19 protein-coding genes are annotated in these 19,326 nt (G+C 70.6%); 12 read left to right on the top strand and 7 right to left on the bottom strand.

From position 1 onward, the window contains the following. Nucleotides 1-100: 100 nt before the first annotated feature. The 9 genes from lptF (at nt 101) to Q0W60_RS11835 (ending at nt 10,721) form a co-directional block, all read left to right on the top strand. Nucleotides 101-1,237, top strand: a complete 1,137-nt coding sequence (gene lptF / locus Q0W60_RS11875; protein WP_297695828.1) for an LPS export ABC transporter permease LptF — start codon at nt 101-103, stop codon at nt 1,235-1,237. Then, nucleotides 1,234-2,337, top strand: coding sequence for an LptF/LptG family permease (locus Q0W60_RS11870; protein ID WP_297695826.1), 1,104 nt, complete (start codon nt 1,234-1,236; stop codon nt 2,335-2,337). The genes lptF and Q0W60_RS11870 overlap by 4 nt, the downstream gene beginning before the upstream one ends. Nucleotides 2,338-2,414: 77 nt before the next feature. Then, nucleotides 2,415-4,790, top strand: coding sequence for an LPS assembly protein LptD (lptD, locus tag Q0W60_RS11865; RefSeq protein WP_297695824.1), 2,376 nt, complete (start codon nt 2,415-2,417; stop codon nt 4,788-4,790). Nucleotides 4,791-4,831: 41 nt separating this feature from the next. After that, nucleotides 4,832-6,211 carry a peptidylprolyl isomerase gene (locus tag Q0W60_RS11860; RefSeq protein ID WP_297695822.1) on the top strand — a complete coding sequence of 460 codons (1,380 nt, stop codon included), beginning with the start codon at nt 4,832-4,834 and terminating at the stop codon, nt 6,209-6,211. Continuing rightward, nucleotides 6,208-7,212, top strand: a complete 1,005-nt coding sequence (pdxA, locus tag Q0W60_RS11855) for a 4-hydroxythreonine-4-phosphate dehydrogenase PdxA (RefSeq protein WP_297695820.1) — start codon at nt 6,208-6,210, stop codon at nt 7,210-7,212. Before Q0W60_RS11860 ends, pdxA begins: the two co-directional genes overlap by 4 nt. Further along, entirely contained in the window at nt 7,209-8,057 is an 849-nt protein-coding gene (gene rsmA, locus Q0W60_RS11850; protein ID WP_297695818.1) for a 16S rRNA (adenine(1518)-N(6)/adenine(1519)-N(6))-dimethyltransferase RsmA, read from the top strand. The genes pdxA and rsmA overlap by 4 nt, the downstream gene beginning before the upstream one ends. 39 nt (nt 8,058-8,096) lie before the next feature. Continuing rightward, a complete protein-coding gene (locus tag Q0W60_RS11845) occupies nt 8,097-8,771 on the top strand; it encodes a DUF969 domain-containing protein (RefSeq protein WP_297695816.1) in 675 nt (224 codons plus the stop codon). Next, the gene (locus Q0W60_RS11840; RefSeq protein WP_297695814.1) at nt 8,768-9,721 is read left to right on the top strand and encodes a DUF979 domain-containing protein; all 954 of its coding nucleotides are present in this window, start codon (nt 8,768-8,770) and stop codon (nt 9,719-9,721) included. The genes Q0W60_RS11845 and Q0W60_RS11840 overlap by 4 nt, the downstream gene beginning before the upstream one ends. Further along, nucleotides 9,702-10,721: a DUF2891 domain-containing protein gene (locus Q0W60_RS11835; RefSeq protein WP_297695812.1), complete on the top strand. Its 1,020-nt coding sequence runs from the start codon at nt 9,702-9,704 to the stop codon at nt 10,719-10,721. The genes Q0W60_RS11840 and Q0W60_RS11835 overlap by 20 nt, the downstream gene beginning before the upstream one ends. On the opposite strand, the gene Q0W60_RS11830 is transcribed toward Q0W60_RS11835, so the two are convergent. The 3 genes from Q0W60_RS11830 to Q0W60_RS11820 all read right to left on the bottom strand — a co-directional run bounded on the left by Q0W60_RS11830 (nt 10,718) and on the right by Q0W60_RS11820 (nt 13,157). Then, a complete protein-coding gene (locus tag Q0W60_RS11830; protein WP_297695810.1) occupies nt 10,718-10,978 on the bottom strand; it encodes a hypothetical protein in 261 nt (86 codons plus the stop codon). The two genes, Q0W60_RS11835 and Q0W60_RS11830, sit on opposite strands and share 4 nt — an antisense overlap. Nucleotides 10,979-11,107: 129 nt before the next feature. Beyond that, nucleotides 11,108-12,553 (bottom strand): NAD(P)H-hydrate dehydratase, encoded by a 1,446-nt coding sequence (locus tag Q0W60_RS11825; RefSeq protein ID WP_297695808.1) that lies wholly within the window; start codon nt 12,551-12,553, stop codon nt 11,108-11,110. A gap of 34 nt (nt 12,554-12,587) precedes the next feature. Further along, complete coding sequence (locus Q0W60_RS11820) at nt 12,588-13,157, bottom strand: histidine phosphatase family protein (protein ID WP_297695807.1); 570 nt, start codon at nt 13,155-13,157, stop codon at nt 12,588-12,590. Between the two features lie 364 nt (nt 13,158-13,521). On the opposite strand from Q0W60_RS11820, the gene Q0W60_RS11815 reads away from it, so the two are divergent. Both Q0W60_RS11815 and glnA read left to right on the top strand, forming a co-directional pair. Beyond that, complete coding sequence (locus Q0W60_RS11815) at nt 13,522-13,860, top strand: P-II family nitrogen regulator (RefSeq protein ID WP_297695805.1); 339 nt, start codon at nt 13,522-13,524, stop codon at nt 13,858-13,860. 39 nt (nt 13,861-13,899) lie between these two features. Then, nucleotides 13,900-15,309, top strand: a complete 1,410-nt coding sequence (glnA, locus tag Q0W60_RS11810) for a type I glutamate--ammonia ligase (protein ID WP_297695803.1) — start codon at nt 13,900-13,902, stop codon at nt 15,307-15,309. Nucleotides 15,310-15,501: 192 nt separating this feature from the next. Here glnA and Q0W60_RS11805 read toward each other — a convergent pair whose 3' ends face one another. After that, complete coding sequence (locus Q0W60_RS11805; protein WP_297695801.1) at nt 15,502-15,711, bottom strand: hypothetical protein; 210 nt, start codon at nt 15,709-15,711, stop codon at nt 15,502-15,504. A 185-nt stretch (nt 15,712-15,896) separates the two neighbouring features. Between Q0W60_RS11805 and parE the strand changes: the two genes are divergently transcribed. Further along, nucleotides 15,897-17,954, top strand: coding sequence for a DNA topoisomerase IV subunit B (parE, locus tag Q0W60_RS11800; protein WP_297695799.1), 2,058 nt, complete (start codon nt 15,897-15,899; stop codon nt 17,952-17,954). Between the two features lie 15 nt (nt 17,955-17,969). Here parE and Q0W60_RS11795 read toward each other — a convergent pair whose 3' ends face one another. From Q0W60_RS11795 to Q0W60_RS11785, 3 genes are all read right to left on the bottom strand, one after another. Next, nucleotides 17,970-18,245, bottom strand: coding sequence for a hypothetical protein (locus Q0W60_RS11795; protein ID WP_297695797.1), 276 nt, complete (start codon nt 18,243-18,245; stop codon nt 17,970-17,972). Nucleotides 18,246-18,362: 117 nt separating this feature from the next. After that, nucleotides 18,363-19,145, bottom strand: a complete 783-nt coding sequence (locus Q0W60_RS11790; protein WP_297695796.1) for a DUF1080 domain-containing protein — start codon at nt 19,143-19,145, stop codon at nt 18,363-18,365. Beyond that, nucleotides 19,142-19,326, bottom strand: a 185-nt coding sequence (locus Q0W60_RS11785; RefSeq protein ID WP_297695794.1) for a hypothetical protein, incomplete at its 5' end; no start/stop codon positions are given. The genes Q0W60_RS11790 and Q0W60_RS11785, both read right to left, overlap by 4 nt.

Below are 19,326 nucleotides of genomic sequence, written 5' to 3'. Positions count from 1 at the left end.
CGTGACCTTGCGCCGGTTGTGCGGGGCGGCGACGCGTGATTTAGAACAGCTTCGCGGCCGCGGCGCGGCAAATCCTCCGGCTCTCGCCCATTTTCTCGTCATGCGCCTGATCGACCGATACCTCCTGCGCCAGCTGCTCGGGCCGACCGTGCTCGCCGTGCTCGCGCTCACCGTCGTGGCGCTGCTCAGTCAGAGCCTTTCCGCCCTCGACCTGATCGTCGAGCAGCGGCAGAGCGCCTTGGTGTTCCTCAAGGTGACGCTGCTCGCCATGCCGCAGCTGATCAACCTGGTGCTGCCGATCGCGGTGTTCGTGGCCGCGCTGGTGGCGCTCAACCGGCTGCACACCGAGCAGGAGATCGTCGTCTGCTTCGCCGGCGGCATGAGCCGCTGGCGGGTGATCTCGCCGGCCATGCGCTTGGCGGCCAGCGTCGCCTTCCTGGCGCTGGTGCTGAACCTGTTCATCCAGCCCGCCGCCGCTCGCGCCATGCGCGACGAGCTGTTCCAGGTCAGGACCGATCTCGCCGCCACCCTGGTCCGCGAAGGCGAATTCACAGAGCCAGCGCCGGGCCTCACGGTCTACGCCCAGAGCGTCGACGCCAATGGCGACTTCCGCAACCTGTTCATCCACCAGACCAAGTCCGACGGCTCGGCGACCACCTACATGGCCGACCGCGGCCATCTCGCCAAGCGGCTCGGCCGGCCGGTGCTGATCCTGCGGAACGGCTCGACGCAGGCCTTCTCCAACCAGGGCGTGCTGAACTACCTGACCTTCGACGAGTATGCGTTCGACCTCGCGCCGCTCGCCAACACCGACGAGCTCGTCCACTACAAGCCCTCCGACCGCTACCTGCACGAGCTGTTCTTCCCGGACCTGACCCAGGACTGGGAGCGGCGGAACCGCAAGGGGCTGCTCGCCGAGGGCAACGCGCGGCTGGCGACGCCGCTCTACGACATCGCCTTCATGGCCATGGCGCTGTCGGCGATCATCGGCGGCGGCTTCTCGCGCATGGGCTATGGCCGGCGGATCGCCATCACCTCGGCCGCCGCGGCGGCCGTTCGGATCCTCGGGTTCATCGTGCAGGCCGCCTGCGAGAGCAGCGCGTGGCTCAACGTGCTGCAGTACGCCCTGCCCGTGGCCGCCACCGCCATCGCGCTCCACAGCGTGTTCCGGCAGCGCGCCGGCCGGCTCGCCCCGCGCCACGCCCGCGCCGCCGGAATGGCGCCCGCGGCCGCATGATCGGGGCCGGCCGCATCGAGCGCTACGTGCTCGGCCGCGTGCTGGGCGGTGTCGGCGCCGCGCTCGCGGTGATCGCCGCTGTCATCCTGCTGGTCGAATTCGTCGACCTCTCGCGCACGGTGGGCATCCGCACCGACGTCGGCGTGGGGGAGATCTTCTGGTTGTCGATCCTCAGGGGCCCGACCCTGGCGCTCATCCTGCTGCCGTTCGTCTTCCTGTTCGGCGGCATCGGCGCCTATGTCGGGCTCAACCGGCGCAGCGAGCTGGTCGCCATGCGCGCGGCGGGCGTCTCGGCCTGGCGGTTCATCCTGCCCTCCGCCGCAGCGGCGTTCGCGATCGGCGTCGCGACCGTGCTGGTTCTCAACCCCATGGCCTCCGCGCTCAGCGCCCGCTTCGAGATCGAACGGGCGAAGCTGATGCAGAATTATCTGGGCGACATCCCGCAGGACGTGTGGTTGCGGCAGGGCGACGACCGCACGCAGATGGTGATCCACGCACGGGCCCGCGACACCGTGCAGGGCTTCGTGCGGCTGCGCGGCGTCTCGCTCTACATCTACCAGAAGAGCCCGAGCGGGGCGCCGGAGTTCAGACAGCGGATCGAGGCCGGCGAGGCGCGCCTGATGCCGGGCTTCTGGCAGCTGCGCGACGTCCGCGAAGCCACCGCCGGCGAAAGCTCGGTGCATTCAGAGACCCTGTCGATCCGCTCCGACCTGGACGCCGAGGCGGCGATGGAGCGGTTCGCCTCCCCCGAAGCGATCTCCTTCTGGCGCCTGCCCGCGGCGATCCGGCTGACCGAGCAGGCGGGCTTCTCGGCGGCGGGCTACCGACTGCGGTTCTGGCAACTCCTGGCGACCCCGCTGCTCTACGCCGCCATGGCGATCCTGGCCGCGGCCTTTTCGCTCAGGCTGGCGCGGCTCGGCGGCCTGGCGGGCCTCGCCGGGGCCGGCGTCGCCCTGGGCTTCGTGCTGTTTTTCTTCAACCAGTTCTCGGGCGCCCTGGCGCGCGCCGACATCATCCCGCTGTTCGCCGCCGCCTGGGCGCCGGCGGTGGTGGCGTTGCTCTCGGGCCTCAGCCTGCTGTTCTTCACCGAAGACGGTTGAATCCTCAGCCCCTGCGGCTATGCATCGATAGTCGCGCTCGCGCCGTCGGCGTCGCGGAGAGGGGATCCGAGAGCTTCATGAGTCTGCGCCGGCGCTCGCCCTTCGCTGCCGCCAAGCGCGCGCTGCTCGTCGGCGCGGCGATCGCGGCGATCGGCGCCGGCCCGGCGCTGGCCCAGCGTCCTGGCCGGCCAACGCCCCCGCCGCCGCCCGCTCCGGACGGACTGCAGCCGGGCGAGCTCTACATGGAAGCCGACCAGGTCATCCGCGATGACCAGAAGAAGGTCACCACCGCCCAGGGGGCGGTGGAGGTCCGCTATCAGGGCCGCACGCTGCGGGCCGACCGCGTCGTCTACCAGGAAGGGGAGAACGGCCAGAAAGGCGTGATCCGCGCCTTCGGCCACGTGCAGGTCATCAACGCCGACGGCTCGGTGGACTTCGCCGACCAGCTGGTGCTCGACGACAAGATGCAGGCGGGAGCGGCGCAGGGCTTCTCCACCCGCATGCCGCAGACCATCCCGGGCTTCGGCGCCCTGGACATCAAGCTGGCCGGCGCGACCGCGGTCCGCCGCTCCGAGGACGTCCAGGAGCTCAACCGCGCGATCTACACGCCCTGCCCGGTCTGCGCCCAGAACCACGCGGTCAAGCCGACCTGGTCGATCGCCGCCGAACGGGTGGTCGAGGACAAGCCCCGGCGGATCATCTACTACCGCCACGCGCGCATCCTCGTGCACGGGGTGCCGATCCTGTATTTCCCGATCTTCTGGCACGCGGATCCTTCCGCGGAGCGGGTTTCGGGCCTGCTCGGTCCGAAGTTCCAGATCTCGGACCGGCGCGGCTTCTCCTACGAGCAGCCCTACCTCTTCACGCTGACGCCCTCCACCGACCTGATCCTCAGCCCGCAGATCAACACCAAGGTCAATCCGCTGCTCAACGGGCGCATCCGGCAGCGCTTCTACTCGGGCGATATCGATCTGCGGTTCGGCTACACCTACGAGCGCGACTTCGATTCGAGCGGCCACAAGTTCGGCGATGGCACCAGCCGCAGCTACATCCTGGGCCGCGGCGGCTTCCAGGTGAGCGACACCTGGCGTTGGGGCTTCACCGCCGAGCGCACCTCCGACCCGCTGCTGTTCGACAAGTATCAGATCGGCGACGTCTATCTGACGCGCGGCCCCTACATCCCCGACGACCGGCGGCTGATCAGCCAAGTCTACGCCGCCCGCCAGGATACGGCGTCCTATTTCTCGGCCGCGGCGATGAGCTTCCAGGGGCTGCGGGCGGGCGACAACGACCGCACCTTCCCGATCGTCGCGCCCCTGGTCGAGGCGCATTACGACGATCCCGACCAGCTTCTGGGCGGCCGCCTGCGGGTGACAGGCAGCGCCGTGGCGCTCACCCGCGACCAGTCGCCCACGGACCCGACGGCGCGGCTGCCGGGCCTCGACAGCCGACGTGTGACCGGCGAGGTCAACTGGCAACGCGCCTTCACCTCGGACGCGGGCCTGCGGGTCGAGCCGTTCATCGACGTGCGGGCCGACGCCTACAGCCTGGGCGACATCCTCACCGGCGTCGGCGCCCAGACGACCTCGCGCGAGGTCACGCGCGGCCTGGCGGTGGCCGGGGCGAACGTCACCTATCCCTTCTACCGCCGGTTCTCCGACTTCACGGTGGTGCTGGAGCCGCAGGTGCAGCTCGCGGCCTCCCCGCGCGCCAAGCAGATCCTGATCGGCCGCGACGCCTCCGGCCAGCCCGTCTTCTTCAATGAGGACAGCGTCGCTTTCGACTTCGACGAGACCACCCTGTTCCGGACCGACAAGTTCCCCGGTTACGACCTCTACGAGGATGGCGTCCGGCTGAACGTCGCCGGCCGCGCGGAAGTCCTGTGGGATGACGGCCGGCGCGCCAACCTGCTGATCGGGCGCAGCTTCCGGGACAAGGCCAACACCGTCTTCCCGGCCACCAGCGGGCTGCAGGGGCGCGCTTCCGACTGGATCGTCGCGGCCGACGCCCAGCCGATCAAGGGCCTCTCCTTCTTCGCCCGCGCGAGACTGGATTCCGACGACCTGTCGGTCCATCGGGCGGAGGCCGGCGTCAATCTGACCAACAAGTGGGGCACGGGGTTCGTCCGCTACCTGCGTGACGACTCCAACCTGCTCGGACCGACGGTGGTCGGCACGACGGTCGTTCCCGCCGGCCAGCGGGTCGAAAACTTCGAGCTCGGCGGCGACGTGCCGGTTGGCAAGAACTGGGGCATCACCGCGTACGGCAACCGCGACATGATCCAGCACGCCTGGGTGATCCGCGACATCGGGGTCTATTACCGGGACGACTGCGTGCGTGTAGATGTGATCTACAGGAGAGAGGACACGGTCATCGGGCGCCTGGGCCCGGCGGATTCGATTGCCTTGCGCCTAACGCTCGCCACATTGGGTTCACCATTTACCGTCCGATAGGAAAGCCGGCCCGCGCGCCGCTCGAAGGAATGATTTTATCCATGATGCGCCGCTGTAACCTCACCGCCCTGGCGGCGCGGAGCGCGACCCTGTCCGTGCTGTTCGCGCTGCCGGCGTTCGCCGCGACGGCCCAGACTGCGGACAGCGCCGCCGCCCCGCCGCCTCCCGCCGCGGCCCAGCCGCCGGCCGCCGCCGAACCCGCGCCGGCGCCTGCACCGCCGAAGGGGTTGTCGGAATCCGTCGCCGCGGTGGTCAACGACGACATCATCTCCACCTACGACCTCGGCCAGCGCGTGCGCCTCCTGGCCGCCACCTCCGGCGTGCAGCCCACCCAGGAGACGCTTCCGCAGTTCGAGCGCGAGGCGCTGATCTCGCTGATCGACGAGCACCTGCAGATGCAGGAGCTGAAGCGGATCGAGAAGGAGCAGAAGTTCAAGATCATCGCCTCCGACAAGGACGTCGAGGAGGAGCTCGACGGGATGGCGAAGCAGGCCAACACCACCAAGCCGCAGTTTCTCGCGGCCCTGGGCAAGGCCGGCGTCAGCCCCGAGACGATAAGGCAGCAGCTCAAGGCGCAGATCAGCTGGCGGGACTACATCCGCGGCCGCTACGGCAGCCGTCTGCGGATCGGCGAGGACCAGATCAAGGCCGTGCAGACCATGCTCCAGGCCGACGCCTCCAAGCCGCAGTACGAGGTCAGCGAGGTGTTCATCGACGCCTCGCGCGTGGGCGGCATGAACCAGGCGATGCAAGGCGCCCAGCAGCTGATCTCCCAGATGCAGCAAGGCGCGCCGTTCGCGGCCGTCGCACGGCAGTTCTCGGCCTCCCCCACCGCCGCAGCGGGCGGCGAAGCCGGCTGGATCAGCCCGGGCGAGATGCCCCCGGAGGTCGACGCCGCGCTCGAGCAGCTGCGCCCCGGTCAGCTCTCGGCCCCCATTCCGGTGAAGGACGGAGTCTACATCATCTACCTGCGCGACAAGCGCTCCGGGGCCGGCGAAACCCTGGTCAGCCTCAAGCAGGCGGCGATCGCCCTGCCGCAGAACGCCAGCCAGGCGGACATCGACGCGGCGCGGACCAAGCTCGAAGCCCTGCGCCCGCAGATCAAGGGCTGCAACGGACTGGAGGCGGCGGCGGCCAAGACCCCCGGCGTGGTGGCTGGCGACCTCGGCGAGGCGCAGATCAGCGATCTCGCGCCGCAGTTCAAGAGCGCCGCCCAGAGCCTTCAGGTCGGCCAGGTCTCCGAGCCGATCCGCACCAATGTCGGCCTGCACCTGGTGGCGCTTTGCGGCCGCCATGCCGCCGGCAGCGAGATGCCCAATCACGACCAGATCGAGAACCGGCTCTACGGCGAGCAACTCAGCATGATCGCACGCCGCTATATGCGCGACCTGCGCAGCTCCGCCACCATCGAGACCCGGTGACGGCAGGGCCCCTCGCCCTCACCCTCGGCGATCCGGCGGGCATCGGCCCCGAGATCGCGGTCAAGGCCTGGAGCGCCCTCTCGGACGAAGGCCCGGCCTTCTTCGTCGTCGGCGACCATGACGCGCTCGCGGCCGCCCCAGGCGGCGGCGTGGCGCTCAGGCGGATCCTGGGGCCGGGCGAGGCCGCCGCCGTCTTCCCAGACGCCCTGCCAGTGCTGGACTCGCCGCTTCGGACCTCGGTGGTCGCCGGCCAGCCGTCGCCCGCCGCAGCGGAGGCCATCGTCGGCTGGATCGAGCGCGCCGTCGGCCTGGCGCTCGCGGGCTCGGTCAGCGGCGTGGTGACAGCTCCGATCGCCAAGGCCCCGCTCTACGCGGCGGGCTTCAAGTTCCCCGGCCACACCGAATTCCTGGGCGAGCTCACTGCGGCGGCCCCTTACGAGGGCGCGCGCGGGCCGGTGATGATGCTCACCGCCGGCGACCTGCGCGCCACGCTGGTCACCGTGCATGAACCGCTCGCCAAGGTCCCGGGCCTGCTGTCGGTCGAGGCGATCGTCCACGCCGGCCTGGTCACGGCCGAGGCGCTGCGGCGCGATTTCGGCGTGGCCGATCCGCGCCTCGCCGTGGCCGGTCTCAACCCCCACGCGGGTGAAGCCGGCGCGCTCGGCCGCGAGGACGCCGAGATCATCGCTCCGGCCGTGGCCGCCTTGCAGGCCGAGGGCGTCGAGGCGAGCGGCCCCTCCCCGGCCGACACCCTGTTCCCGCCGGAGATGCGCGCCCGCTACGACGCCGTCCTTTGCATGTATCACGACCAGGCGCTGATCCCGGTGAAGATGCTGGATTTCTGGGGCGGCGTGAACGTGACGCTGGGCCTGCCCATCGTGCGCACCTCGCCGGACCACGGCACGGGCTTCGACATCGCCGGCCGCGGGATCGCCCGCCCGGACAGCCTGATCGCCGCCATCCGGCTCGCCGACCAGATCGCCAAGAGCCGGGGCTCGTGAGCCTCGCCGGCCTGCCGCCGCTCCGCGAGGCGCTGGCGGCGCACGGCCTGACAGCCAGGAAGTCGCTCGGCCAGCACTTCCTCCTCGACCTGAACGTCACCCGCAAGATCGCCCGCTTGGCCGAGGTCGGTCCCGGCGACGTGGTCATCGAGGTCGGACCCGGGCCCGGCGGCCTCACTCGCGGCCTCCTGGCGACCGGCGCCCGGGTGGTCGCCATTGAGAAGGACGCGCGCTTCGGTCCGTTGCTGGAGGAGCTCGGCGCCGCGGCCGAGGGCCGCCTGAGGCTGATCATCGGCGATGCGCTCGAGGCCGACGAAGCGGCGCTCGCCGGCGGCTCCGGGCATGTGGTCGCCAACCTGCCCTACAACGTCGGCACGCCGCTGCTCATCAAGTGGCTGACGGGCGCCTGGACGCCGTTGTCGCTCACCCTGATGTTCCAGAGCGAGGTGGCCGAGCGGATCACCGCCTCGCCCGGCGGCTCCGCCTATGGCCGGTTGGGAGTCATCGTCCAGGCGACGGCCGAGGCGCGCTGGGTCATGGAGGTCCCGGCGCGGGCGTTCACCCCGCCGCCCAAGGTCGACTCCGCCGTGGTGCGGCTCACGCCGCGAGCCGACCGCCCCTCGCCTCTCCGGCTGCAGGCGCTGCAGCAAGTCACCGCCGCGGCGTTCGGCCAGCGGCGCAAGATGCTGCGCGCCAGCCTGAGGACGCTCGGCGGCGAGCCCCTGGCCCGGGCCGCCGGCCTCGATCCGCAGGCTCGCGCCGAGACCGTCGAGGTCGCCGGGTTCCTCCGGCTCGCCGATGCCTGGCTCGCCGGCCGCGAGCGGTTGCGCCCAGCGCCGCAATAGGGCTCGAATGCCCGCCCCGCTGGCTGTCGAGGAGCCGCCATGCTGACCCTGCTGGGCGTGGCCGTCGTGGTGCTGGGCTTCGCCGCCGGCTTCAACCCCTTGCTGGTGGTGGTGGCCGCCGCCCTGGTCACCGGCTGGACCGCGGGCATCCCGCCGCTGCATGTCCTGGCCGCTCTCGGCAAGGCGTTCAACGACAACCGCTTCGTCTCCGCGGCCCTGCTGGTGCTGCCGGTGATCGGCGTCGCCGAGCGCGCCGGGCTGCAGGAGCGGGCCCGGATGCTGATCGGCCGCTTCCGACGGCTGTCGTTCGCGCCGCTGCTGATCGGCTACATGGTGTTCCGCCAGGTCACTGCCGCCATCGGCCTCACCGCGATCGCCGGCCAGGCCCAGAGCATCCGGCCGATGGTCGCCCCGATGGCCGAGGCCGCCGCCGAGAAGCAGGCCGGCGCGCTCGACCCGGATGCCCGCGACCGCATCCGCGCCTGGGCGGCCGCAACCGACAACATCGCTCTGTTCTTCAGCGAGGACGTGTTCATCGCGGTCGGCTCGATCCTGCTGATGGTCGGCTTCCTCGCCCAGAGCGGGCTCAACCTCGATCCCCTGCAGCTCTCGGTGTGGGCGATCCCGACGGCGGTCGCGGCGCTGCTCATCCACGGGACGCGCCTCGTCCTGCTTCAGCGGCGCCTCAAGCCGCGCGCCGGAGCGGGCGGGTGATCAAGCTCGGCGTCGTCTACGTCCTGGCGGGCCTGGTGTTCGCCGCCTTCGCGGTGCTGAGCGCAGCCGATCGGAACAATCCCAGGCGGCTCGGCAACGCTGCGTTCTGGGGCCTGGTGGCGCTGAGCTTCCTGGCCGGCGACCGGCTGGGCGACCTCGGCAACGGCGTGCTGGTGCTGGGCCTGGCGCTGATCGCGGGCTTCGGCTGGCTCGGCCGCGGCGCGCCCGCCACCACCTCGCCCGACGAGCGCCGCGCGCTCGCCGAGCGTTTCGGCGCCAAGGTGTTCGCCCCGGCGCTCAGCCTGCCCGTCGTGCTGGTGATCGGGCTGCTGGTCCTGAAGCCGCTGCGGGTCGCGGGCCAGCCGCTGCTCGATCCCAAGCAGGCGACGCTGATCTCGCTGGCGCTCGCGGCGGTGATCGCGACCGGCGTCGGGGTCGTGCTGCTCCACCAGCCCTTGATCAGCCCCCTGCAGGAGGGCCGTCGGCTGATGGACATCGTGGGCTGGGCCGCCCTCCTGCCGCAGCTCTTGGCGGCGCTGGGTGCGGTGTTCGCGCTCGCCGGCGTCGGCAAGATCATCGGCGATCTGGTCACCGGGTGGCTGCCAGTGGACACCCGCGCGGCGGCGATCGCGGTCTACTGCCTCGGCATGGCGGGCTTCACGATGATCATGGGCAACGCCTTCGCCGCCTTCCCGGTGCTCACCGCCGGCGTCGGCATGCCGATCCTGATCAGGCGGTTCGGCGGCGACCCGGCCGCGGTCTGCGCGATCGGCATGCTTTCGGGCTTTTGCGGCACGCTGATGACCCCGCTGGCCGCCAACTTCAACCTGGTGCCGCCGGCGCTGCTGGAGCTCAAGGACCGCTATGCGGTGATCAAGGCCCAGATCCCGACCGCGCTCGTGCTGCTCCTCGCCAACATGGGGCTGATGTATGTCCTCGCCTTCCGCTGACCGGCTGACCCCCGCGCTCGCCTCGCAGTTCGCGAAGATCGCGCTCGGCCACGTCGCGCGCGAATACCCCAACAAACTCGACCACGTCTTGACGGGCCCGGAGGACGCCGAGGGTCCGCGCGCGCTGCATCCGGTGTTCTACGGCAGCTTCGACTGGCACTCCTGCGTGCATGGCTACTGGCTGCTCGCCAGCCTCCTGCGGCTGCAGCCCGACGTCCCCGAGGCCGGCGCGATCCGGGCGCTGTTCGACGAGATGCTCATGCCGCAGAAGGTCGCCGGCGAGCTGCACTACCTGCAGCGGCCCGGCGCGCGCGGCTTCGAGCGACCCTACGGTTGGGCCTGGCTCCTCGAGCTGCAGGCCGAACTTCTGCGCCAGGAGGACCGCCGCTGGGCGGCGGCGCTCAGGCCGCTGGCCGAGGCCTTCGCCGACCGCTTCCGCGGCTTCCTGCCGAATGCGGTCTATCCGATCCGCACGGGGACCCACTCCTCGACGGCGTTCGCGCTGGCGCTCGGGTATGATTACGCCGTCGCCGCCGGGGACGAGGCGCTTCTCCGGCAGTTTCGCGAGAAGGTCTGCGATTGGTATCTCGCCGACCGCGATGCGCCTGCCTGGGAGCCGTCGCTGGACGACTTTCTCTCGCCCACCCTGATGGAGGCCGAATGCGTGCGCCGCTTCCTGCCGCCGGAGGAATTCCGCGCCTGGTTCGCGCGCTTCCTGCCGCGGGCGGCCAAGGGCGAGCCCAAGGCCCTGTTCTCGCCGGCCGTGGTCAGCGACCGCTCCGACGGCAAGATCGCCCACCTCGACGGCCTCAACCTGTCGCGCGCCTGGTGTTGGCGCGAGATCGGCGCCGCCCTGCCTGACGACAGCGCGCTGCGGAGCGTCGCGGCGCAGGCGGCGAGGCGGCACCTGATGGCCAGCCTGCCGCACGTCGCGGGCGATTACATGGGCGAGCACTGGCTCGCCTCCTTTGCGCTCCTGGCGCTGACGGCAGGACCTTAGGCGGCGATCTGCAGCGCTTGCTGGGCGCGGTCGGTGAGCGCCCAGCGGGCGGCGTATTCGCCGTCCGCCGCCGGACGGCCTTCCCAGCCCAGGAACGCCAGCCAGCCGCGCTCGCCGAGCGCGAAGCAGCGCCGCTCGCGCTGGAATCCGGTCTCCAGGCGCGCCCCGTCCCGGTAAAGCACATTGACCAGGAGACCCCCGGGAAGGGCCTGCTCCAGGAGCGCACGGCTCATCGGCGAGAGGCTGTCGAAATTCATCGGACGTTTCCCCTGCAGATTTTTCGTTGGCCCGAGCCTGAGGCCGAATCGGCAGGCCTGCCAAGGCCTCGCGGACGACGCCTGTGGATGGCCGCGCCGGAGTTGGGGACGGCTCTGGGGACAGCCGGCTCAGCGATCCTCGTACAGCCGGCGCAGCACGCTCGGCGCGAGCCCCGGAAGGTCCTCCGAGATCAGACCGGCGCCGTGCAGCTCGGCGCATTCGGCGTGGATCCAGGCCGCCGCGCAGGCCGCCTCGAAGCTCTCCATGTTCTGAGCCACCAGCCCGCCGATGAAGCCTGCGAGCACATCGCCCGAGCCGGCGGTGGCGAGCCAGGGGGAGCCGTTGACGTTCACCGCCGCACGCCCGTCGGGCGAGGCGATCACCGTGTCGGAGCCCTTGAGCAGCACCACCGCGCCCGCGCGCTCGGCCGCCCGCCTGGCCGCGGTGATCCGTTCCGGCGAGCCGGCGAGCAACCCCGGGAACAGACGCTCGAACTCGCCCGGATGCGGGGTGAGCACGTCGTCGCGATCGAGCACCGAGAACAGCTCCTCCGGGTCGTCGCGGAAGATCGTGATCGCATCGGCGTCCAGCACCAGCGCCGCGCCGGTGCGGGCGAGCGCCAGGACGTTCAGCAGCGTGGTTTCGCTGACCCCGGCCGCCGGCCCGATCACCGCGGCGTCCACCTCGGCTGCGCCCTGCTCCAGCTCAAGGTCGGTCTCGAAGGGCCTGAGCATCACCGCCTCAAGGTGGGCGGCGTTCACGGCCAGTGCCTCCGGCGGCGAGAACAGCGTCACGAGCCCCGCGCCGATCCGCAGGGCGCTCCGCGCCGCGAGCCGCGCCGCCCCGGTGCTCCAGGCCTCGCCGCTGACCACGATGAGCCGCCCGCGGGCGTGCTTGTGGCTGGCGGCGGTGGGCCAGGGGAGCCGCTCGCCCCACAGCTCCGGGCCGTTCTCGAACAGGCGGGCGGCGGTCGCGCCGAGGCCGATCTCGGCGACCACCACCTCGCCGCAGCGCGTGCGGCCGGGCTCCAGGACGTGCGCCGGCTTCTTGGCCTGGAAGGTCACCGTCAGGGCGGCGCTGGCGGCCGGCCCCAGGGGCTTGCCGGTGTCGCCGGAAACGCCGCTCGGCACGTCGACGGCCACGACCCGCTCCGCCGCCTCCGACATCTGCTGGGCCGCATCGGCGGCCTCGCCCGCGAGCGGCCGCGAGAGACCGGCGCCGAACAGGGCGTCGATCAGGAGCCCCGGCCGCGCCGGTCCGCCCAGCCGCGCGACCGGCCCATCCCAGAGCCCGCGTGCGTTCCGGGCGTCGGGCGTCGTCGGTTCGGCGAGCGCGCGCACCTCCGCCGCCCATCCCCGGGCCTTCAGCATCCGGGCGGCCACATAGCCGTCGCCGCCGTTGTTGCCGGGCCCGCAGAACACCGTCGCCGCCTGGGTGGGGAAGCGGGCGCAGATGGCGTCGGCCACCGCCGTGCCGGCGCGCTCCATCAGCACGGTCCCGGGCGTCCCCGCGGCCATTGCGGCCTGGTCCGCGGCGGCCGTCTCGGCGACGGTCAGGATCTGGCGCGCAGCCAAGCCGGTCCTCGCTCCCGATTTTCAGACCTCGTCCTCAGAGCACGCCGGTGGCGGCTTCCCGGCCCTTCTCGAGCAGGGTGAGCGCGCCGCCGTCGGTCTCCAGCACGGTGATCGAGGCATGGTCGGGCCGAAAGCTCAAGACGCGGTCGTCGCCGGTCAGGTGCGAGACCGCCGCATTGATCGCCACATAGTGCGAGAACACCGCGGTGTCGCCGCGCGCGCGGAGCGCGCCCACGATCTCTCGCCGCCATTGGTCATAGTCGAGGTCGCCCTCGATCTCCGCCCAGGTCCCCTGGAACACCTTGCGCAGCCAGCTCCCCCGCTCGCTCGGATGCAGCGCCGCAGGCGTCGGGATCTCGCCCACGATCGGATCCACCTCGATCTCCACGCCCAGCGCCCTGGCGGTCGGCGCCGCGGTCTCGCGGCAGCGCCGAAGCGGCGAGCTCACCACCCGCCGCGGCCGGTGCTCCGCCGGCTGGGCCAGCAGCCAGTCGCGGGCGGCCTCGGCCTGGGCGCGGCCGGCCTCGTCCAGCCCCGGATCGTCGTCGTCGCCCCCCCAGGTGGCGGCCGGTCGTCCGTGGCGGATCAGGTAGAGGCGCGGCATGGGCGGACTCCGTAGCGCTGAGGAGCGGCGGATGGGCGCGTTCCGCCGCAATCTTCAGCACCGCTGCCAACTTCGCGCGCGTCACGCAATCTCCGACTTGCGACAATTCCACCGCTGCGGCCCCTTCCGAGGCGCCGTCCGATCCCAAAACGCCGATCGGCGAGCCCCGCGACGCTGCTGATCCCCGCATACATCGCGCCTCCGCCCCCGATCCGGGGCTGTGCAGATTTTGACCGTCGGGCGCCTAATTCCTGGGCGCCGGCCCCGAGGATGCGCATCGGCGCCTCCCTGCGGCGCCCGCGCGCTTGTGCCGGGCCGCCCGGCCGTGCTCCGTCCGCCGCGAGCCGCCGGGGTCAGTCGGGCCATGAAGAAGATCGAAGCCGTCATCAAGCCGTTCAAGCTGGACGAGGTGAAGGAGGCCCTGCAGGAGCTGGGCGTCCAGGGCATGACGGTGATCGAGGCCAAGGGCTACGGTCGCCAGAAGGGCCAGACCGAACTCTACCGCGGCGCGGAGTACGTCGTGGACTTCCTGCCGAAGATCAAGATCGAGGTGGTGGTCGCCGACGACCAGCTCGACCGCGCGCTGGAGGCGATCGCCGGGGCCGCCCGCACCGGCCGCATCGGCGATGGCAAGATCTTCGTCTCCGACGTGATCGACGTCATGCGCATCCGCACCGGCGAAACCGGCGCCGCGGCCGTCTAGCCCGCTTCATTCGAGACCACCAAAGGGGACAGAAAACCAATGCCGACCGCCAAAGACATCCTGGCGCAGATCAAGGAGAAGGACGTCAAGTACGTCGACCTCCGCTTCTCCGACATGCGCGGGAAGATGCAGCACGTCACCTTCGACCTGTCACTGGTGGACGACGAATTCCTGACCGACGGCACCATGTTCGACGGCTCCTCGATCGCCGGCTGGAAGGCGATCAACGAGAGCGACATGAAGCTCCGGCCGGACCTCAACACCGCGATCATCGATCCCTTCTACCAGCAGACCACGCTGGCGCTGTTCTGCAACGTGGTGAACCCCGACACCGGCACCCCCTACAACCGCGACCCGCGCTCGATCGCCCAGGCCGCGCTCACGCATGTGCAGGCGACCGGCGTGGGCGACACCGTCTACTTCGGGCCCGAGGCCGAGTTCTTCGTGTTCGACGACGTGCGCTGGAACACCGCCCCGCACGAGACCTTCTACGCCTACGACTCCACCGAGCTGCCGGTCTCCTCGGCCAAGCAGTACCCCGAGGGCAACATGGGCCACCGGCCGGGGCCGAAGGGCGGCTACTTCCCGGTCAACCCGATCGATTCCGCCCAGGACCTGCGCGGCGAGATGCTGGCCGTGATGGGCGAGCTGGGCATGGAGCCGGAGAAGCACCATCACGAGGTCGCCCCGGCGCAGCACGAGCTGGGCCTGAGGTTCGCCGAGCTGATCACCATGGGCGACCGGCTGCAGCTCTATAAGTACGTGATCCACAACGTGGCCCACGCCTACGGCAAGACCGCCACCTTCATGGCCAAGCCGATGTTCGGCGACAACGGCTCCGGGATGCACGTGCACCAGTCGATCTGGAAGGGCGGCAAGCCGCTGTTCGCCGGCGACAAGTACGCGGGCCTGTCGGAGACCTGCCTCTGGTACATCGGCGGCGTCATCAAGCACGCCAAGGCGATCAACGCCTTCTCCAACTCGACGACCAACTCCTACAAGCGGCTGGTGCCGGGCTACGAGGCGCCGGTGAAGCTCGCCTACTCGGCGCGCAACCGCTCGGCCTCGGTGCGCATCCCGCACGTGGAGAGCCCCAAGGCCAAGCGCATCGAGGTCCGCTTCCCCGACTCCATGGGCAACCCCTACCTCACCTTCACCGCCCTGCTGATGGCGGGGCTCGACGGCATCGAGAACAAGATCGATCCCGGGCAGGCGATGGACAAGAACCTCTACGACCTGCCGCCGCGCGAGCAGAAGAAGGTGCCGGAGGTCTGCGGCTCGCTGCGCGAGGCGCTCGAGGCTCTCGACAAGGACCGCGGCTTCCTGAAGAAGGGCGGCGTCATGGACGACGACTTCATCGACGCCTACATCGAGCTGAAGATGGAAGAGGTCATGCGTCTGACGCTCCACCCGCATCCGGTGGAGTTCGACATGTACTTCAAGTGCTAAGCGTCATGTCCTGAGACCTGCAGCGAGGGCCGCGTCGCAACCCGCGGCCCTTTTCTGCGTGCGACGCGTCGACGTCGCAAAAAGAACCACGGCGCACTTGGAACGGCTTCCAGAAGCCGTCCCGCAACACCTTGCACACCTCGTACACGGCGCCCCGGATGGCGAAGGACAATACCGGAACCTACGCCCGCCTCACAGCTTCTGCGCCACCCACCAATAGGCGGCGAAGGCGAGGCTCGCGGGCGCCAGATAGGCGGCGGCGGTCATCCAGGGCGAGCTCGGTCCTGGGAGCACGGCGGAGAGCCCCGCCCCGGCCGCGACGACGGCGAAAATGGCGACCGCGGTCCCGCCGATATGAACCAGCTCGGCCGGCCAGCCCTTGCGGGCCCTCATTTCAGACATCCCACGTCTCCCTTGCGCGCCGCATCTCTGTTGGCCGAGGGCCCCCGTGCGGTCGCGTCCTAAGTCATGCTTGCCACAAATGCTTGAGATGACAAGCCGATCCCGACACAAGCGGCGCCCGTCGCATTTGCCAGCCGCCGCGTCGGGGTTAGATAGGCTCCCAGAATCGCCGCACCTTCGCACCCATGCCCCCCAAGGCCGCCGCCCAAGCTTCGCTGTTCGACGACGCGCTCAATCCTGCGCCCGCGGCGCCGCTCGCCGAGAGCCATGAGCCGCGCGCCGATCCGGCGCGTGTCGGCGGCGCCAATCCCTCGGCCTATTCGGCCAAGGACATCGAGGTCCTGGAGGGCCTGGAGCCGGTCCGCAAACGGCCCGGCATGTACATCGGCGGCACCGACGAGCGCGCCCTGCACCACCTGTTCGCCGAGGTGCTCGACAACGCCATGGACGAGGCGGTCAACGGCCACGCCAAGCTGATCGAGGTCAGCCTCGACGCCGACGGCGCGCTCACCGTCCGCGACGACGGCCGCGGCGTGCCGGTCGACCCGCACCCCAAGCATCCCGGCAAGTCGGCGCTGGAAGTCATCATGACCGTCCTGCACTCCGGCGGGAAGTTCTCGGGCAAGGCCTACGAGACCTCCGGCGGGCTGCACGGCGTGGGCGTCTCGGTGGTCAATGCGCTCTCCGAGCGCGTCGAGGTCACCGCCTGGAAGGACGGCTTCGAGTGGCGCCAGGTGTTCGCCCGCGGCAAGCCGCTGGGCCCGATCCGCCAGATCGCCCCCACCCGCAAGCACGGCACCGCGGTCACCTTCAGTCCCGACCCGGTGATCTTCGGCGAGGGCGTGGGCTTCCGCCCGGCCCGGCTCTACCGCATGGCGCGCTCCAAGGCTTACCTGTTCGGCGGGGTGGAGATCCGCTGGCGCTGCGAGCCGTCCCGCATTCACGACCAGACGCCTGCCGAAGCCACCTTCCGCTTTCCCAACGGCCTGGCCGACTTCCTGGCCGAGCGGGTCGCGGACCTGGAGACGGTGACGCCGGAGGCCTTCGTCGGACGCTACGAGCGCCAGGGGGAAGCCGGCGCCGTCGAATGGGCGATCGCCTGGACCCCGGCCGGCTTCGGCGAGGCCGACGGCTTCCTGCAGTCCTACTGCAACACCGTGCCGACGCCCGAGGGCGGGACCCACGAGGCGGGCCTGCGCGCGGCGCTCACCCGCGGCCTCAAGGCCTATGGCGAGCTGATCGGCGAGAAGCGCGCGGGCCTGATCACCGCCGACGACGTGCTGGCGCAGGCCGGCGCCCTGATCAGCGTCTTCGTCCGCAATCCCGAGTTCCAGGGCCAGACCAAGGAGCGGCTGTCGTCCAGCGACGCCCAGCGGCTGGTCGAGACCGCGCTGCGCGATCCGTTCGATCACTGGCTGGCCGCCCAGCCCAAGGCCGCCAGCGCGCTGCTGCAGTTCGTCGTCGAGCGTGCTGAGGAACGCCTCAAGCGCCGCCGCGAGAAGGAGGTGGCCCGCGCCTCGGCCACGCGCAAGCTGCGTCTGCCCGGCAAGCTCGCCGACTGCTCGGGATCGGCGATCGACGGAGCCGAGCTGTTCCTGGTCGAGGGCGATTCCGCAGGCGGGTCGGCCAAGCAGGCCCGCGACCGCAAGACCCAGGCGATCCTGCCGCTCCGGGGCAAGATCCTCAACGTCGCCTCGGCCTCCACCGACAAGACCGGCGGCAACCGCGAGCTCGCCGACCTGCTGCTGGCGCTGGGCGCCCAGGGCGGGGCGAAGTTCAAGGAGGACGACCTCCGCTACGAGCGCATCATCATCATGACCGACGCCGACGTCGACGGCGCCCACATCGCCAGTCTGTTGATCACTTTCTTCTACCGCACCATGCCGGACCTGATCCGCGCCGGGCGCCTGTTCCTGGCGCTGCCGCCGCTCTATCGGCTCAGCCACGGCGGCAAGGCGGTCTACGCCCGCGACGACGCGCACCGCGATGCGCTGCTCGCCACAGAGTTCAGGGGCAAGAAGCCGGAGATCAGCCGTTTCAAGGGGCTGGGCGAGATGATGCCTGCCCAGCTCAAGGAGACCACCATGGACCCGGCGACGCGGACGCTCGCCCGGATCACCCTGCCGCGCGCCGAGGAGACGGTGGCGGACCTCGTCGAAGCGCTGATGGGCCGCAAGCCCGAGCTGCGCTTCCGCTTCATCCAGGAGAACGCCGAGTTCGCCGGCGCCGACCTCGACGTCTAGCCGGCGGGCGGCCGATCAGGCGGTGACGAGCTCGCTCTCGGCCACGCCGCCTTCCTGCACCTTGACCCCCAGGTAGCGCATGGTCCCGCCGTCGAAGCTGATGTCCGAGACGGCGATCCCCGGATCGCGCTTGAGAAGGCTGGCGTCGCCCAGGGTGAGCCGCAGCGTCATCTGGTCCCGGTCCGCGCCGCCGGCCTCGGCCTTCTCGATCTGTTCACGGAGACGGAGCGCAGGGGAGACGCGCTGCGGCGTGGGGGGTCGCGCCGGCGCGCGTTCTGATGTCGATCGCATGTGTCAACCATAGCACGTTGCGGCTGGTGAAGGTGGTATTTCGACGGCCCGCCGTAACCATGTTCGATCGTGAGACGATCGGAAGCCGAACATCAGGCCCGGACGACCTCGCCGCCGCTACCGCCCCGCGAGCTCGCGGACCCAGATGTTGCGGAAGCTCAGGGGCGCGCTGGGGTCGCCATGCGCCTGCAGCTTGATCGGCGCGTCCTTGTACGGCCGGTAGAACGGCTTGCCGATGAACAGCGTCTCGCCGGCCAGCACGGCATCGTTCTGGATCAAGACGCCGTTCTGGAAGGCGGTCACCCGCGCCGGCGATTTCAGGGCCCCGTCCGCAGCGAAAACCGGCGCGGTCCAGACCACGTCGTAGGTCTGCCATTCGCCCGGCGGCCGCATGGCGTTCGCCAAGGGGGGATGCTGCTTGTAGAGGGCGCCAGCCTGGCCGTTCACGTAGGTGGTGTTCTTGTAGCTGTCGAGGATCTGCAGCTCGTAGCCGGCGTCGCCCGGCCCGGTCGAGGCCAGGAACACGCCCGAATTGCCGCGTCCCTGCCCGGACCCGGTGACCCCCTTGGGGACCCGCCATTCCAGGTGCAGCTGGTAGTCGCGGAAGCGCCGCTTGGTCTCGATATTGCCGGCCTTCTTGTCCACCGTCAGCACGCCGGAGCCGACGATCCATTTCGCCGGCGAGCCGTCCCTGGCGGAGACCCACTGGTCCAGGGTCTTGCCGTCGAACAGCACGATGGCGTCCGATGGCGGCGCGTCAGGCTTGTCGGAGGCGCGCGGCCCCGGCGTCACGATCGGCGGGACCGGCGTCCACTGCTCGGTGTCTTCCGGCTTCATGGCTTGCGAGAATGCCGCGCTCGCAGCGATCAGCGCCAGCGCCGCCGCAACGAAGAGCCTCACAGCTCCCAGCCTTTCCGGTAGTCGCGGGTCAGATACTGGTTGGCCTCAGCGACGTTGGTGACCCGGCCCGCGGCGGCGTCCCAGGCGATCGGCTGGTCGGCCTTCAGAGCGACGATGCCCAGGATCATCGTCTCGTTCAGCCGGGCGCCGTACTCGAACGGGCAGGAGACCTTCTCCTCCC

Source organism: Phenylobacterium sp. (genome assembly GCF_025934275.1).
Classification (GTDB): domain Bacteria; phylum Pseudomonadota; class Alphaproteobacteria; order Caulobacterales; family Caulobacteraceae; genus Phenylobacterium.
The sequence above is the reverse complement of the archived record's forward strand: the minus strand, read 5'-3'. Positions and strand labels throughout refer to the sequence as shown.

What these genes read in the sequence shown, in the direction of transcription:
- lptF (WP_297695828.1), top strand. Translation starts at nt 101, where the DNA reads ATGCGCCTGATCGACCGATACCTCCTGCGCCAGCTGCTCGGGCCGACC.
- Q0W60_RS11870 (WP_297695826.1), top strand. Translation starts at nt 1,234, where the DNA reads ATGATCGGGGCCGGCCGCATCGAGCGCTACGTGCTCGGCCGCGTGCTG.
- lptD (WP_297695824.1), top strand. Translation starts at nt 2,415, where the DNA reads ATGAGTCTGCGCCGGCGCTCGCCCTTCGCTGCCGCCAAGCGCGCGCTG.
- Q0W60_RS11860 (WP_297695822.1), top strand. Translation starts at nt 4,832, where the DNA reads ATGATGCGCCGCTGTAACCTCACCGCCCTGGCGGCGCGGAGCGCGACC.
- Q0W60_RS11845 (WP_297695816.1), top strand. Translation starts at nt 8,097, where the DNA reads ATGCTGACCCTGCTGGGCGTGGCCGTCGTGGTGCTGGGCTTCGCCGCC.
- Q0W60_RS11835 (WP_297695812.1), top strand. Translation starts at nt 9,702, where the DNA reads ATGTCCTCGCCTTCCGCTGACCGGCTGACCCCCGCGCTCGCCTCGCAG.
- Q0W60_RS11830 (WP_297695810.1), bottom strand. Translation starts at nt 10,978, where the DNA reads ATGAATTTCGACAGCCTCTCGCCGATGAGCCGTGCGCTCCTGGAGCAG.
- Q0W60_RS11820 (WP_297695807.1), bottom strand. Translation starts at nt 13,157, where the DNA reads ATGCCGCGCCTCTACCTGATCCGCCACGGACGACCGGCCGCCACCTGG.
- Q0W60_RS11815 (WP_297695805.1), top strand. Translation starts at nt 13,522, where the DNA reads ATGAAGAAGATCGAAGCCGTCATCAAGCCGTTCAAGCTGGACGAGGTG.
- glnA (WP_297695803.1), top strand. Translation starts at nt 13,900, where the DNA reads ATGCCGACCGCCAAAGACATCCTGGCGCAGATCAAGGAGAAGGACGTC.
- Q0W60_RS11805 (WP_297695801.1), bottom strand. Translation starts at nt 15,711, where the DNA reads ATGTCTGAAATGAGGGCCCGCAAGGGCTGGCCGGCCGAGCTGGTTCAT.
- parE (WP_297695799.1), top strand. Translation starts at nt 15,897, where the DNA reads ATGCCCCCCAAGGCCGCCGCCCAAGCTTCGCTGTTCGACGACGCGCTC.
- Q0W60_RS11795 (WP_297695797.1), bottom strand. Translation starts at nt 18,245, where the DNA reads ATGCGATCGACATCAGAACGCGCGCCGGCGCGACCCCCCACGCCGCAG.